Origin of the sequence: Methylobacterium sp. UNC378MF, from assembly GCF_900103195.1 — a bacterium.
Lineage (GTDB): Bacteria > Pseudomonadota > Alphaproteobacteria > Rhizobiales > Beijerinckiaceae > Methylobacterium.
In genome coordinates this window covers 36517-50598 of the sequence record NZ_FMWU01000039.1, presented here as the reverse complement: position 1 = coordinate 50598, position 14082 = coordinate 36517, and the positions used below count along the sequence as shown (strand labels likewise).

General features: G+C 65.0%; 14 protein-coding genes and 1 pseudogene. 6 read left to right on the top strand and 9 right to left on the bottom strand.

Annotated elements, in window-relative coordinates; translation table 11 throughout:
- Positions 1 to 258: helix-turn-helix domain-containing protein (locus BLT59_RS27725; protein ID WP_139174133.1), on the bottom strand; the 258-nt coding region annotated here is incomplete at its 3' end.
- A 1067-nt stretch (positions 259 to 1325) separates the two neighbouring features.
- Here BLT59_RS27725 and BLT59_RS30890 point away from each other — a divergent pair.
- The 4 genes and pseudogenes from BLT59_RS30890 (at position 1326) to BLT59_RS27710 (ending at position 2791) form a co-directional block, all read left to right on the top strand.
- Positions 1326 to 1589, top strand: a complete 264-nt coding sequence (locus BLT59_RS30890; protein ID WP_139174132.1) for a hypothetical protein — start codon at positions 1326 to 1328, stop codon at positions 1587 to 1589.
- Between the two features lie 15 nt (positions 1590 to 1604).
- Complete coding sequence (locus BLT59_RS31555) at positions 1605 to 1880, top strand: hypothetical protein (protein WP_091788665.1); 276 nt, start codon at positions 1605 to 1607, stop codon at positions 1878 to 1880.
- 189 nt (positions 1881 to 2069) lie between these two features.
- A pseudogene (locus BLT59_RS30880) lies at positions 2070 to 2198 on the top strand (IS1595 family transposase); the annotation flags it as partial.
- A gap of 218 nt (positions 2199 to 2416) precedes the next feature.
- Entirely contained in the window at positions 2417 to 2791 is a 375-nt protein-coding gene (locus BLT59_RS27710) for a hypothetical protein (protein ID WP_139174131.1), read from the top strand.
- Between the two features lie 918 nt (positions 2792 to 3709).
- Here BLT59_RS27710 and BLT59_RS27705 read toward each other — a convergent pair.
- A complete protein-coding gene (locus tag BLT59_RS27705; protein ID WP_091788652.1) occupies positions 3710 to 3949 on the bottom strand; it encodes a DUF6894 family protein in 240 nt (79 codons plus the stop codon).
- 1048 nt (positions 3950 to 4997) lie between these two features.
- On the opposite strand from BLT59_RS27705, the gene BLT59_RS27695 reads away from it, so the two are divergent.
- Positions 4998 to 5348, top strand: a complete 351-nt coding sequence (locus tag BLT59_RS27695) for a hypothetical protein (RefSeq protein WP_091788684.1) — start codon at positions 4998 to 5000, stop codon at positions 5346 to 5348.
- A 249-nt stretch (positions 5349 to 5597) separates the two neighbouring features.
- Here the strand turns inward: BLT59_RS27695 and BLT59_RS27690 are convergent, their stop codons facing one another.
- The 7 genes from BLT59_RS27690 to BLT59_RS27660 all read right to left on the bottom strand — a co-directional run bounded on the left by BLT59_RS27690 (position 5598) and on the right by BLT59_RS27660 (position 11236).
- Positions 5598 to 5936 (bottom strand): hypothetical protein, encoded by a 339-nt coding sequence (locus tag BLT59_RS27690; RefSeq protein WP_058606360.1) that lies wholly within the window; start codon positions 5934 to 5936, stop codon positions 5598 to 5600.
- Positions 5937 to 6030: 94 nt separating this feature from the next.
- On the bottom strand, positions 6031 to 6441 hold the full coding sequence (locus BLT59_RS27685) for a 3TM-type holin (RefSeq protein ID WP_091788640.1): 411 nt from the start codon (positions 6439 to 6441) through the stop codon (positions 6031 to 6033).
- A 2-nt stretch (positions 6442 to 6443) separates the two neighbouring features.
- A complete protein-coding gene (locus BLT59_RS27680; protein ID WP_091788633.1) occupies positions 6444 to 7058 on the bottom strand; it encodes a lysozyme in 615 nt (204 codons plus the stop codon).
- A gap of 312 nt (positions 7059 to 7370) precedes the next feature.
- Positions 7371 to 7718, bottom strand: a complete 348-nt coding sequence (locus tag BLT59_RS27675) for a hypothetical protein (RefSeq protein WP_091788627.1) — start codon at positions 7716 to 7718, stop codon at positions 7371 to 7373.
- Entirely contained in the window at positions 7715 to 8635 is a 921-nt protein-coding gene (locus BLT59_RS31550) for a hyaluronate lyase N-terminal domain-containing protein (protein WP_175544159.1), read from the bottom strand. The genes BLT59_RS27675 and BLT59_RS31550 overlap by 4 nt, the downstream gene beginning before the upstream one ends.
- Positions 8632 to 10752, bottom strand: coding sequence for a phage tail protein (locus BLT59_RS27665; RefSeq protein WP_091788624.1), 2121 nt, complete (start codon positions 10750 to 10752; stop codon positions 8632 to 8634). Before BLT59_RS27665 ends, BLT59_RS31550 begins: the two co-directional genes overlap by 4 nt.
- Before the next feature lie 7 nt (positions 10753 to 10759).
- Positions 10760 to 11236 (bottom strand): C40 family peptidase, encoded by a 477-nt coding sequence (locus BLT59_RS27660; protein WP_091788622.1) that lies wholly within the window; start codon positions 11234 to 11236, stop codon positions 10760 to 10762.
- Positions 11237 to 12517: 1281 nt separating this feature from the next.
- On the opposite strand from BLT59_RS27660, the gene BLT59_RS27655 reads away from it, so the two are divergent.
- Entirely contained in the window at positions 12518 to 14044 is a 1527-nt protein-coding gene (locus BLT59_RS27655) for a hypothetical protein (RefSeq protein ID WP_244514180.1), read from the top strand.
- Positions 14045 to 14082: the final 38 nt, after the last annotated feature.

The window sequence follows — 14082 nt, the reverse complement described above, 5'->3', positions numbered from 1 at the left end:
TGGTGTCCCGGGCGGACGCGTCTTGTCGCGCAGCAGACCCTCGACGCCCGCCTCGGCGTAGCGCCGCTGCCAGCGCCACACGGCCGGACGGCTGACGCCCGCTCGCCGGGCGACGTCCTGGACACTCAGGCGCTCGGCCGAGAGCAAGACGATGCGGGCGCGCTGGATATGTTTGAGCGGGCGAGAGCGGTCGCTGGCGATCGCAGCCAGCCGTGCCGCGTCGCTCGCATCGAGAAGAACGCATACCGTCTGAGCCATGGCCCAGACTCGCACGCCTCACCGCCTGCGTGAATCCTCCGTCCGCGTCACTGCACTAGTCTGGAGCGCGCTCGTCTCGCGGGGGCTCGTCGAGCGGCAAGCAGGCCCTGGATGGGACGAGCGTCGAGATATCAGGACATGGTGAGCTTCGGCGGTGAAGCAGCGTGTCAGCGCCCCTTGGCCGCGAACTCCCAGACCGGCGGCCCCCAGGTCTGCCCAGGCTTCGTCCGGTAGCCGGAGAACCGGTCGAACAAGCTATTCGACGTGTTCATCCCCACGTATGCATCAACGCCGAATGAGCGCCTGAAGGCGAAGGGCTATCTGAAATAAGGCCGCTGGAGATGGCCGAGCCGCCGATCCGATAGCGGCCTGGGTCGGCATCCGACTACGAACGCACGCGGACCTGCACCGCGTCCGTATTCGCTCGCTAACTCACTCTCGCAGGCGTATGCTTCGCGCCTAACAGGAGGGCGCTATGAGCACTCACATTGATCAGGACATTCCGGCTACCTTGATTTGGCTTGAAGAAGGAGCCGTTGCGACCACGCAAATGTTTCGGGCCCGGCCGGCTGACCTCACTCACGGGCCGGATATATGGCCTCATTTCGACGAAGCATTTCGCAGCGCAATGCATATGCCCCGGTCAGATGAGCACCTGCCATGGATCAGAGTTGGAGATCGGATCATAGGGCCAGAGGATCTTCGGAAGATGTATGTCCCGAGCTCTGATGAAGAACTCTGAGCATTGCTTATAGATTACAGTTACAATGACCGCTGCTGCTTGGGCGATGCGTTGAAGGCAAAATCGCCCCAGGTGAGCTATGAGCGATCCCGAACCAGACTCTGCCTTCCACGATAGATCGCTCCGCGTTGCCAGCGAGGTTGATCGCCCGCTTGTCTTGGTTTCAACGGGTCCCGCGCTCGACATGCTCGGCCGCAAATACGATCGGTTCAGGACCGGCGTGCCGCTAAAGGGCCTTGAGGCCGCGCGGTACCGCTCCTGAAGTCGTCCGCCGCACGTAGAGATAGCTCCGAAGGCGGAGCGGCCATGGCAAAGGCGTTCGGTGATGAACTCAGATATGAAGCGTCTATGTGCAGCAGCCTTCGATGCTTGCGAGCGCCGACCACCGCTGGCCGGCCGTGAAGATGCCGAAGCCATCGTCCGCGCCGTCTTGAAAGAGCTGCGGGAACCCAGTGAAGCGATGCGTGCGGCTGGGCAGGTAGGGCAACGTGCCTTTGACGTGATGCCCGGCGCAGGGAGCGGATACCTGTCGAGCGAGCCCTACACATTCGCCGCTATAATCGACTATGTCCTCGCCAGTCCTGTCTGACCCGAACCCCGGCTCGTGCAGGAGGCGCTGCAGGCGCCGTGCTCGCAGAAAGGGGAGAGCATGGCCCAGGATCGGAACGTCCCCAACCGGTCAGTGTGCCCATTACCCGAAAGCCTCAACCGGCTGCTGCTTAGCGACTCCAACCAGCCGATTGGGTGGATCGAGGATCCGTTCATCGGCCACCACAAACCCACCATGTACGACCGCGTGCTGTGGTGGTTCAGCGTCGCGGCTTTCGGGGCGGTCCCGTTCATCACCAGTGCAAGCATGACGGTCCGGCTGCTGCGGTGAGCGCCCCAGAAGCCGCCGGCATCATCTTCATCGACGAGAACGGCGAGGGGACCGGGGTACGGCGTGCTCGGACAGGCGCTCGATCTGGTCGCGCCTAGAGGCAACGGCGGGCGGGAGAGTGGACATGCCGGCGGGGTTGCGGCGAGTAGTTAACGATCTGCCGGGTGGCGCTTCGATGATCGGCGCCCGCACCGCTACCTCGCGGAGTTCGACTTCCGGCACAACAACCGTGTGAAGCTCGGCGTGAACGATGCGGAGCATGCAGAGCGAGCGCTCAGGGGCGCGGTTGGCCAGCGGCTAACCTATCGTTTGGCCTGACAATCCGCTGCTCCAAGTAGTGCAGATTGCACTACATACGGCGCGTTGAGCCGTGCGGTAGTGTGGTTTGCACTACGAGGTGGCTATGGCTGAGATAAGCGGCCGTCTTTTTCAGACGCGCCGTATGCGATAACGAACATGGTTGCGAACGAGGATATTTGGGATTTTGACGCAATTGAAAGACGGCAAGAAATTCTTGCAAGTCTCGCGGTTAAGGCTTGGCCGATATCATGACTAGTTCAAAACCGGGCAAACCTAAGCCCACCAAGCTCGACGCCGAGACGCTGACGCCTGACGAACAGCGCCGCCAGTTCATCGAAGCCGCGCGTGAAGCTGGTGCCAGCGAGGATGAAGCTGAGTTCGATGCGGCGACGAAGAAAATTGCAAAGGCGAAGCCGCCCCGGCCAACGGGCAGTGATCTAGCCTCGCATACCGACTTACGGCAAGGTATCCTCGTCCTGTACGGACTCAATTGCTGCGATAGCGATCTGTATCTCAGCAATCTGCCGGATGGCGCTATGAGACGGAGTAGTGCTCATTTCGGCAGCAGCCGTGACGATGCTTCGACGACGGGTCAAAAGCTGATCCCGTAATTCGCTCAGCTTATCTGCTTTGCTGAGTTTGATTTCGACCAAAGATGCCAAATCGCGAAATGGCACCACTTTCAGTCCATTTTCGGTGCGACGAGCCTCGCGCACGTCAGAAGACGGGATCTGGTCCATGGTTGCGCCTGTCCAATGCAGGCCAGCGCACTTGTCGCTCAGTCACCGGAGCCTGAAAGGTTTCACCCGGCGATCATCCAGTCTTGCATGGATTGCTGACTCTGCATAGGCCAGACTCCAACTGCGGCGAAGGCTCGGTCCGTCGTATGTGCGAACGGTATAATCGCCATTGAAATAGCCTGCTGCAATCGCAGAGGTTGAGCGCTGGCGAGACTTCCGATCGGCTCTTCAGCGATTGAACGCTATGGCGGCCCGGATCAAGCCGGCGGACAGAATAGAAAAGGCGAGCATTTCCACCACGTTCATCGGAAACTCCGAGCGCTGCAACCGGAAGATTATATCGCGTCGGATGCGTTCGATCGGCGATAGTGAGGTTCAAGATTAACGGCACTTAAAGGTTCGCCTGAAGCACTTCGCGATGCCGAACATCGGTGACGTTCGATGAAAACCCGAGCCGAACCGGGAGGCCGAAAAGGGCCAACTCGCAGTTGGCTTGCAGCTCGGCACGAAAAAGCCCGCGCCGGCGGACCGAGCGGGCCTTCCCAGATCCGAGCCTCGGGGGATGTCCGGCCGAATCTGTGTCGAGGGTAATGCGTTCGTGAGCGCAAAAAAGCCCCGCACTGCAGTGCCGGCGGGGACAAAACAACGAAAGGCGTCTGGGCCGAAGCCAGGGCGACAGGGTCGATCAGAAGCTACGAGATTGCCCGAGTCGCTGCCGCTCGGCCCCGCCCCGATCTGCTCACGGGGCGGGGGAACGTCCGATCCCGCCAATGCTTTCGGGTCAAACGCCTATTGCCCATCGAGTCTCGTGGACAGGTGGACATCGACACTGAAGACGGACTTGCCGGCCTCGTCCAAGACCGCGAGGCGCCACGCCGGGCCGAGCAGCATCCTCTCGGCCTCATCCCGGAAGATCTCACCGGCCAGTCTGATCGCCATGACGCGCGCCACGTCCGGGCTGGGTAGATCAATGCCTTCCTGGTCGAGCGAGCTGTGGCCGTCGTGGACGTTGAAGAAGTATCGCGGCATGACCCTCTCCGCTGGGGGCGGGAGCACAGGCCTCTCCCAGCCGCCAGCGCCCGGAACGTCGTGCCAACGATCATCTAACGATCGCAGGATCGGTGCCGGCCTGCACTCACCTATGTCAGAAGCAAGCTTACGAAGAAGCCCGCACTGGCAGACCTGGCGGGGAGCATCCGATCTCACCAACGAGTGAGCCGAGCCGATACGCAACTTGGCTCGGCAGCAGGATGGTCGGTGCCGGTTACCGGGCCGTGCGAGGCCGGCCGGGCGCGCGTCCCGCCCGGGGATTCCGGGCACGAAAAAGGCCCCGCGCGGCATGGCCGGCGGGGCCGAAAAAAGCGCACGCCGATGAGGCGATCCGCGGCTACTTGCTGCTGCCGCCACCGCCGCCGCCCTGAGGAACAGCGCGCTCAGGCTGATTGGCATTCCCGGCCGACGACGAGCTGTTAGAAATCGTGTCGGCCGGCTGTCCGGTCGGCGAAGCCGTGACTGCGCCATTGCTACCGGTCGTGCTGTTCTGAGGCGCAACTACGCCTGAAGCGCCAGGAGCGGAGGGCGCAACAGGAGTCGCTGCGGGAGCCTGTGCAGAGGCTCCGCCTGCAAGAAGAGTGAAGACGGTGGCGGCTGCGAGAACGCGATGGCGCATGAGAACCTTCCTTTGAACTGAAGGCTGACAAACGCGCGCGCTTGAGAGATGGTTCGATATTTACGAAGCCAAGTCGGTTGCGAAAAAGCCCCGCCCGGCAGCGCCGGCGGGGCTGAAGGCTTGGAGTCTCGGAGACGGGATAGCAGCGCGTCAGCCACCGCGACATCACCTGTTCGGGGGAGGTCGGGCACGAAAAAGCCCGCGCCGGCGGACCGGGCGGGCTTCTCGGGTCGGGCACCGAATGGGGGGATAGTTCAGCCAAACCTGACACTGAGGGTAGGCCAGACGCGGGGAAAGGAAAGCCCCTGACGGTCGTGGTGCAGGGAGCGAGGGCGCGACACCCGCCCAGGCAAATCGAACCACCCGCCGGTGAAAGCGTTTACGCTCCTCAACAACGGTGAGCACGACATGAAGGTGATCTCGGCGAGCGTCCTCGGCCTGGCGCTACTCAGCGGAGTGGCTCCTGCTTTCGCACAGCCCTACGGCGGACGCGACTACGGCTACGATCGCGGCGATTACGGATCCCGCGACCGAGGCTACGGAGATCGAGGCTACGGCGACCGTGACCGCCGCGATTACGATCGGGACTATGACCGAGGCTCACGAGGCGGGCGTGGCGACTACGCTTTCAACGAGGAGGAGTATCTGCGCTGCAATCCGGACGTGCGCCGGGCGGTCATAGGCCGAGCGATCAAGTCCGGTCTGGAACACTACCGCAAGGTCGGGATGGCCGAAGGCCGGAAGTTGACCTGCAATTAGAGCGCATCTGAAGACCAGAGCAGAATGCGAAAAACCCCCGCGCGGCGGTGCCGGCGGGGCTGAAGGCTTGGGTCTCGGGCTGCGATCACCGTAACGGCTCGTCTCGATCGGTCATCCCTCATTTGAGGTCGTGACGGCAGGAAAAGCCGCCCCGGTCAGAGCCGGGTCATTCAAGATGGTTACTTCGCCGGATGTCGAACCCCAGGGTACGCGCGGCCAAGCAGGCGCGGTTCCAGTTGCCGATCCGGCTCACCGCCCCGCCAGCCCGACCTTCGCCAGGACGATCCCCCCGAAGGCCAGCAGCGCCGCCGAGGCCAAGCCCCAGCCGATCTTGCGCAGGTCCCGCACCTGCCCCGCGACCTCGGCGAGCCCCTTGGCGGCCTCCGCCTTGGCGCCGTCGACCGCCTTGTCGATCCGCCGCTCGATCTCGTCGCGCGCCACGAAGTGCTCGATGTCGCGCCGGTAGGCCACGCCCTCCAGCTTCTCGTCCATCCGGTCGAGTTTGCCGCCGAGCGCGTCCATCTGGCGGCCTGTGGCCTCGACCCGCTCGATCAGGCGCCCGATCCACTCGGGCAGATGATCCGTCATGGTCCCGGCCCTTCGCTCGCTGCGGCCCGGACGCGCTGTCCGCATCCGAGTCGGTGTCTGGTCCGTCATCGGTGCGCACCGGCGGTTTCGGGTCTCAACCCTTCGGCCCGACCACCTGCGGCACGATCTTGTCCACGGAGCGGGCCAGCATGTAGGCGCCGATCCCGACGGTCAGCAGCGACCACAGCTCGGCCGGCACGCCCTTGAGCGCACTCACCACCTCGACCTGTAGACCCACCATGGGCGAAATCACGCCCACCCAGGTGATCATCGCCAGCGCCCACAGCACGGTGATCGGCCGGGCGTTGCGGGCGAGCGGGCTCTCCGAGCCGGCATCGGCCTTCATCACCTCGGCCATGGCGCGGCCGAGATCGGCCTGCTGCTCGATCAGCGCCCGCTGCAGCTCCAGCTGCACCTGCAGCCGCTGGCCCGCGTCGGGCAGCACCTTCTGGAGGATCGGACCGAGCGCGCCGAGCAGCGCCGGAAGGAGCGCGAGGAACCCCATGGTCAGGCACCCGTCTGCATGTTGTGGCGGATGGCGTCGCGCAGGCGCAGCCACCAGGATTCAGACGCCGCGTTCGCCGTGCCGGTCATCGGCGCGAGCGGGTCGGGCCTCTCCGGCGCGGCGGGTATCGATCCCTCCAACGCGCGCACCGGCGAGGGATCGCCCCGCCGAGCATAGACGGTGCCGTAGGCGGGCAGCGCCGCTTGGTCCCGCTCGCCCTGCCGGCGCGCGCGGATCGCGGCCGGCCGGTCCCACAGCAGGAAGGCGTCGACCGCACGCGGCAGGTCGCCGGCATTGGCGCGGCGAACGACGGCGGATTGCGCGACGTTCGCTTGGCCGATGTTGAAGCCGAGCGAGCAGCAGGCGTCGAAGAACGGCTGCGGCACCGGCTTGGCGAGGGCGGCGCGCACAGCCGCCACGTAGGGCGCGAGATCGGCGGCGAAGAGCGCGTCGGCCTCGGCCTGGGTGAGGGTCAGGCCCTCGGTCACGGCCGGCGGGCCGGCCGCGCTGGTGTGGCCCCGGCCGATCGTCCAGACGCCGACGCTGTCGCGGTAGGCGCGCAGCCGGCAGCCTTCGCGCGCCGCCAGGGCCGCGTGTCCGAGGGGTGAGAGATCCATGGGCTCCTCCCGATCAGCGGCGGCGGCCGGAGGCCGGGTGGGCGGAGATCCACACCCGGCCGACGCCTGGGAGGAACACCGGGACGGACACGGCGCGCGGTCGATGAGGGCGCGGTGCGGCGATGGCGTGCGCGCACGCCGAGAGAAGCGCCAGCAGCAGAGCTGCCGCGCGGAGCAGGGGTCTCATGGGGAGCCTCGCTTGACAGGGTCGGGAACGGATTGCCCTGCGGGACGGACGTCGGCGGCAGCGACGCGTGCCGTGAGCGCAGCGCGGCCGAGGCGTCGATGATGGAGCTTCGTCTGCCGAGTCGGTCAGGCCGGGCGCGTCGCGTCCCGAAGCTGATCGCGCTCGGCCGTCACAGCCGCGAGGTCCCCGCGCAGGGCGTCCAGGTCGGCCTCGACCTTTGATAGCGCCGCCGCCTTCGCGTCCCGATCCGCCAGCACGGCGCCATCGATCGCCGACAGCAGCGCCGGCAGCGGAAAGCCTGCAGCCTCAGCCTGTGTGGGCGACAGCGCCACACTGGCGACGACCTGCGCCGGACCGCCGCCCGGGAGCGTCACCACTTGAGCCAGCACCACGTGCCAGGCCGGTGGCTGCGGATCGCCCGGCGGCCGGCCGCGATACAGAAACTCGTAGAGGAAGAGGTCGCTGGTGCTCATCCCATCACTGCCGCGTCGTCGGAGAGGCGGCGCCACGCGCCGTTGGAGTAGCAGGTCATCACACCCGAGCCGGAGCCGGCCCCTTCGAGGACCTTTCGACCGTCGCTGACGAAGACGACCTGGCCGGCGCTCCCCGCCTGGAGCGTCGCGACCGTGAACGAGCCGAGCCCGAGCGCGCCGCCGAAGCTGGCCGATCGCGCCGTGATCGGGGCGGAGAAGGCCACGGGGCCGTTCGGCGCCAGCACGATCGGGTTGCGCCCCCCGACCGCGTCGTAGATCATCAGGGCGCCGCTGGGGTCACGCCCGAACGACCACTTGGACGATAGGTTGCCGTCGGTGAAGGCGATCGACGCGAAGTTGCCGCCGCCGTTGATCACGAGCTGATCGGGTGTTCCGGAGAGCGCGAGGTTCGTCAGTGACGCTGCAGCGCCGACGAGCGGACCGGGCACGGTGACGGCGGCCGTCTTCCGATCGATCCGCAGCGCTTCCGTCCAGGCGGTACCATCGCTCGACACCTTCAAGTGCAGGTCGTCATCGCCGCTGAGGCCGATCTCGGCCCGTCCCGACCAGCCGGACTGGAACAGCAATGAGAGCGTGTTGCCGGCGGCCTCCTTGTTGAGGGTGTAGCGCAGGTCGCCGCTGCCGCCCTCGGCCTTGGTCAACGCCGTCCATAACGCCGCGTCGAGCTTGGCCGCGAAGGGGGTGGCGGCATCGGCCGTCGTGCCGATCCCGAGCCGGGTGAGGTTCTGCGGCGCCGTCAGGTCCGAGAGCTTCGCCGCCGGGAAGCCGCCGGCCGTGGCGCCGTCATGCACGACCAGGCGATTGTTCGTGGTGTCGACCACCACTTCGCCGGCACGGCCGGTGAATGTGCGCAGGAAGTCCCAGGCCTCGCGAAGCAACTGCAGCCGGATGCTCATGCGGATGCGCGCCCCAGATCGAGACCGTTGGGATAGGGGTCGGAGGCGCGGCCGAGATCGTCGCTCCGCGTGGCCGCCTGCGAGGCGAGCCCCAGATCCGCGCCGCTGCCGACCGCCAGGGTCTCGGCGACAGGACCGAACCGGCCCGAGCGGATCGGCGTCACCGTGTAGGGCGTGCAGGTCGCGAGGTCCTGGGCCGCGCCGCCGAACATGTTGAACGCCTGCAGCTTCACGGTGAGCGGCGTGCCGATATAGGCCGCCGGCACGCTGTAGCGGAACACCGCCTCGTCGAGCCGGGTGAAGGCCGTCCCAGCCGGGTGCGCGCCGGTCGGCGAGCCGGAGAGCCCGCGCTCCAGATAGGTCAGGGCGTATACGTGCGGCGCGGTGAGCGTCGCGGCGGAGAAGGACACCAGTTCCTGGCCGACCAGGGCGAGGGTGACGCCGTCCCGCGCGTCGGCCTCGCTGGCTGAGGCGAGCGTCCCGCCGGATCGGCCGAGATCGACCACGAGCGTGTTGTCGCGATCGGGGTTGGGCCCGAATGGGGCGGCCAAGTCTTCGGTGAGCACGCCCTGGCGGGCCGCGCCCGTGACCGTGCCGATCTCGACGAAGCTGGCGCCATCGCGCGAGACCCAGACGTTCGCCCCGCCCCAGTACGGGTCGGCGTTGGCGCCGGAGGCCGCGATCCAGACCTGCGCCACGCCGGCCGTGAGCGCGGCGGGCGGCTCGAAGATCAGCGGCGCGTTGACGGGCGCGGGCGCCCGGTCGCGGTCGACCGCCGATCCGGTCGCGCCGACTGTGGGATAGGCCGCCGCGGTCGCGGTCCCGCGCGGGAATTCCTCAGCCGTGACGGTCAGGAGCCCGTCCTCGTCCTCCTCGATCGCCGTGATGCGCACCGGCGTCCGGGCGAGCCCGAGCCGCGGATCGGTCAGGGTCACGACGTCCATCGGCTCCAGGAGGCAGAACTCCCAGGACAGGCGGAACGTGTAGGTGTTGCGGATGTAGAGGGCCCGCTGCAGGGCGAGCTGCGCCACGAGCCGACCGATGGAGAGCGCGCAGATCTCGCGGGCGGTGATGGTGCCTCCGACCTTCAGGCCGTAGCGCTCGATCGCGCCCTGGTCGCGCGCCTCGACCGTGGTCGCGGTGTAGCCGTGGCTCCGGTCTGAGCACTCGACGCGCTGGACGTTGGGCAGGCCGTAGGGATCGCTGCGCGCGACCCGCACCGGATCGTCGCCCTCGGCGGCCAGGATGTCGTCGTCCGTGAGGTCGTAGACCGGCGCGACGTCGGGCACGTAGGTGATGCTGGCGCCCGCGTGCGTCACCCCGGTCACGACCTGGTCGCCGTAGGGGACGATCCTGAGCCGCGCGCCCGACCACACCGCCGCGCTGTTGGTGAGCCGCAGCCACCGCGCCAGGATCGCGTTGGCGGTCTCGGCGTCGGTGAGCGCCGGGCTCAGCCCGAGGCCGAGGGCGGCGCAGTAGGTCTGGTAAGACGAATCCCCCGAGGCGCCGAACAGGGCCGCGCCGCTGAGCGCCGAGGCCGGCAGGCCGACACCGTACTGCGCGTTGGTCAGGAAGTCCGAGATCAACGCGGCGGGGTCAGCATCCTGCCCGAGCGGCCCCGCGGTGCCGGCGAGCCGCCCGACCACCTCGAAGGCGACCGACGAGATGGTGGCGCTGGTGCCCAGGTCGAAGTAGGGCGAGGCGAGGTAGGCGGTGCCGTTGTAGGGCAGCGCGGCGGCCGGATAGCGGGCCAGCGCCGGCCCCCAGGGCTGCTGCGGCGTGTCGCCGGGGATGAGGCTGAGGAAGTTGGTCGGAAACGGCGTGACCGACTGGCCGCTGAACACCTCGCCGATGCCCTGGACCGGCCCCTCGGCGAGGCCGAACATGATCCAGGTCGAGTAGGTGTAGCCGGTGACGCCGTGTCGGCCGCCGCCCTTGCCGCCCGCCTTCTTCCCGCGCTGCGCGTGGGTCTGGAAGCCGTCGGACCAGATGATGTTCGGGGCGATGCGGTTGGTGCCGTAGACGATCGGGATCGGCAGCGCGCTCGAGGCGGTCTGGACCTGCAGGCCGGTGTAGTCCGGCCGGACGGTGCGCTTCTTGCCGCCGAACAGGCTCATGGAGGCCTCAGACCGGATCAGCCTCGGCGGTCGCGCGGGCGGCCCAGAGGCTGAAGAAGCGGGGGCGCCGGCCTGGCTCGGCGAGGACGGGATTGCGCATGATCGGCTCCTCGATCACGGCCTGGGCCGGCGAGAAGGCGTGCACCAAGGTCAGCGGCGCGGTCCCCGTGACGATGCCGGCATGGGCATAGGCGCGACCGTAGCGGAAGAGCGCAACATCGCCGGGCTGCGGGCAAACGACCTCGGCGGCGCGATCGAACACGAAGCCGAGGTAGCGCTCGTCGCCGCGGTGGAGGTGCCAATCCTGCGGGTAGGGGCGCGGATCGAAGGCCGGCACGAGGCCGGCATCGACGAACACGCGCACGAGGAGCATGCCGCAATCGACGCCGACGCCGCGCAGGTCGGCGCCGGGGTGGTAGGGCGTGCCGATCCAGCTCCGGGCCTCGCGGACGATGAGTTCGCGGTCTTTGGATGCAGTGAACATAAGAGGCCCCCTCAGGTCGTTCGCCCGGAGTCCTGTTAAAATAAGACCGACACCAATCGTCACAAATCGGCATTTCCTGCCGAATGTTCGAGGACTGAATGCTCATGGAGCCACAAAATCACCTTCATATCGTAAATATTAAGAAATAATACCGGAGAAATCTGAGATAATATTACATATATACATAATTTATCAAACATATGGTGTGATTTTAAAAACAGATACAACAAGTCGAATAATCCTGAACTTCGACGGGGTATCAATATGCGGTCCACCTCAGCGGATGTCGCTCCGCTTAGGCCATTTGATATATATTGATTGAAATATTGACCTCGGGAAGGATCCGGCACAGCCGATCGTATCTAACAGGAATGATTACTCATGTCCGTGCGCTCACCTGCGCGAGCAGGCTCACTGCTCGCGGGCTTGGCCGCGCTCTTCGTATTGTCGGCGAACGACTCAGCTTTCGGACTGGAAGCGTGTCCGTCTACATTTCGAACACGAGAGATGGAGCTGACCTGCAGGTGCTCGGCAGAGCAGATGAGGCGAGGCAACGCCTACGGAACGCTACTGTATACCGATGACAGCACGCTCTGCATCGCTGCACGCCATGCAGGGGCCATTGGCGAAGTTGGCGGCCCAATCAGTGTCCGCCGATCACCCGGTCTTTCCGCCTATGAAGCTTCGACACGCAACGGCATTACGTCCCGTGCTTATGGGCGCTGGAGTGGATCTTTGCGTTTCGTGCCCGTCGATCCTGCCATCGTCGCTGCGGATGCTCGACCAAGCCAATCCCAGCCAGCTGCCGTAGGACGTCTTCCGACCAAACCTCAAGTCTCGGAAGTCGCGACTTCGATCACACACGGGATCTATGAAAGGCCGAGCGGGGCCAAAGACGCTGTTATTCCGGAAAATATCCGAGGAACTTGGCGCGGATCCTACAAATGCGATGGAAAATCGGAGCAAATAACCTTCGAACTCAACAACAATCCACGATTAATCATGTCAATCGACGGAGCCGTTCAACAAGGCTATGTCGACATAAATACTATGAAATATTCATTCGAGTTCAAGGCTAAGGTGGGTCCTAGGATGTACCGGCTAGAACCCGTGAATTATCTAGCCACCGTTGACTCTAAGGGAGAAATGTGGGGGCGACTATCTTCCTGCTCAGGAAATTTTCGAGCTTGGCGCTCAAATACTCCCGTGCCCCCGCCGAACGCACACGCCCATGTACCAGCCGCAATCGGCTCCATTGAAGGCGCTTGGGATGGCGCCGTCATGCGCGACGATGGCAACGCCGTCGGACCGATGCGCGGCAAGATCAATCTTGTGACGCTGGAGCCATTTGCCCTCGACATCAAACCGAGCGGTCCCGGCACTTATGCCGCCAAAGCTCGCTATCAGGAAACCGAATACGAAATGGAGCTACGCGGTAGCCACAAATTCCAGGCGCTGCCGGGTCTCGCCATGTTCGCCAAGCAGGGTTGGCCCAACCCCACGTTTCCGGTCGGCAGCCTCGGGTTCTTTCCGACGGGCGACGCGGAGACCTGGGAGGCAACTGGCAGCCTCTGGAATTTCACCCGTGCTGTCCCGTATCGCGTGGTGCTGCGGCGCCGAAAGCCTGGCGCGCCATCTTTGGAAACTCAGTGCAAAGGTCCGATCGCGCGGTGGTTTGAGGCTTACGTAAAGGCCTTCAACGATGCTCGAGACTTGAAAGTGGAATTCTTCCCGGCCCTGGATGGGTGGGACACGAATCGACCGGCCATTCTTCAGGCTAGCTTCGCCGAAGGGTCAATCGATATGGCACGTCTATTCGATTGCTTTCTGACCGGCCAAGTAAAGCGCGATGGCAAGACCATTGTGGGAGCGGAACCTCTTATCGATCAGGCTCTGCTAGATGCCGCCGTTGTGCGCCTCTACGAAGCGCACGAGAACGCGATTCGTCCACTCGACTATCCACAAGCTCAGGTTGTTCCCGAGGCCGAGCTACGCCGGAAGCTTGCCTTGGCCAATGATCGTCTCGCAACGATCGTCCGAGACACAAACCAACTCGTCACGCTATCCGAAATCCTGGCCTACGCCCGTCATCATGCCAGCGAGTTTTCGGAACTTCCGATCGCGCAATTGCGGGAGCGACTTCAGCCTCTCCGTGCTGCCCTGGATGAGGCCTACACGGCCTCAGGTGCCGCGAGGTCGGCGGAGCGATCCCAGCAGGCTGCAGAGGTCATGGCTGGCACATCTGTTCCGTGGCCGCTTGTGCCCCCTGGTCGCGTCGATCTCGTGCGGCGCGTGGTCGAGGGACGGGCTGAGACGCTCTCCATCTCAGATCGGCAATTCATCACGGGTATGCTTCAAGAGGCTGCCCGCCGCTGCCAGCAGCCCGCCGCTTCCATCCGACTGCGGCTGACCGGCCTATTGATTGATGGCGCTTTGGTCAGCTTCAATATACCCTGGGATGCAAGTCCTGCTGTAGGCGGTAGTCGCATTGTCACCAATACGGTCGAAGTGCTCGAAGGCGCGTCTTTCGTCGAGATGCTGCAATGCCCAACCGATTTCTTGGAGAAATTTTTCGCTCTCGTGGCTGAGTCGCAATCGCCGGATGCGACCCTTGTGCGAGCTCCTCTGATGGTTCGCACCTGCGCGCTCGATCGCTCGGCTTCTCAATGCACCTGCCTCGTCGAGGAGGCGGAGAAGGTTTCTCCCGGTATCGGCAAGAACCGCTTCACGCGAGACGTCATTGCGCCTCAGCGTCACGTGGCAATGGTCGCAAAAATGATAGCGCGATGCGGCCTGACGACATACTGATACATTTGCTATCATTAGACTATATGCTTCCTGTTCAA

Bases quoted from the DNA above. Each gene is read 5' to 3' on its own strand.
- BLT59_RS30890 (WP_139174132.1), top strand. From the start codon at position 1,326: ATGAACTCAGATATGAAGCGTCTATGTGCAGCAGCCTTCGATGCTTGC.
- BLT59_RS27705 (WP_091788652.1), bottom strand. From the start codon at position 3,949: ATGCCGCGATACTTCTTCAACGTCCACGACGGCCACAGCTCGCTCGAC.
- BLT59_RS27695 (WP_091788684.1), top strand. From the start codon at position 4,998: ATGAAGGTGATCTCGGCGAGCGTCCTCGGCCTGGCGCTACTCAGCGGA.
- BLT59_RS27690 (WP_058606360.1), bottom strand. From the start codon at position 5,936: ATGACGGATCATCTGCCCGAGTGGATCGGGCGCCTGATCGAGCGGGTC.
- BLT59_RS27685 (WP_091788640.1), bottom strand. From the start codon at position 6,441: ATGGGGTTCCTCGCGCTCCTTCCGGCGCTGCTCGGCGCGCTCGGTCCG.
- BLT59_RS27680 (WP_091788633.1), bottom strand. From the start codon at position 7,058: ATGGATCTCTCACCCCTCGGACACGCGGCCCTGGCGGCGCGCGAAGGC.
- BLT59_RS27675 (WP_091788627.1), bottom strand. From the start codon at position 7,718: ATGAGCACCAGCGACCTCTTCCTCTACGAGTTTCTGTATCGCGGCCGG.
- BLT59_RS31550 (WP_175544159.1), bottom strand. From the start codon at position 8,635: ATGAGCATCCGGCTGCAGTTGCTTCGCGAGGCCTGGGACTTCCTGCGC.
- BLT59_RS27665 (WP_091788624.1), bottom strand. From the start codon at position 10,752: ATGAGCCTGTTCGGCGGCAAGAAGCGCACCGTCCGGCCGGACTACACC.
- BLT59_RS27660 (WP_091788622.1), bottom strand. From the start codon at position 11,236: ATGTTCACTGCATCCAAAGACCGCGAACTCATCGTCCGCGAGGCCCGG.
- BLT59_RS27655 (WP_244514180.1), top strand. From the start codon at position 12,518: ATGCGCGACGATGGCAACGCCGTCGGACCGATGCGCGGCAAGATCAAT.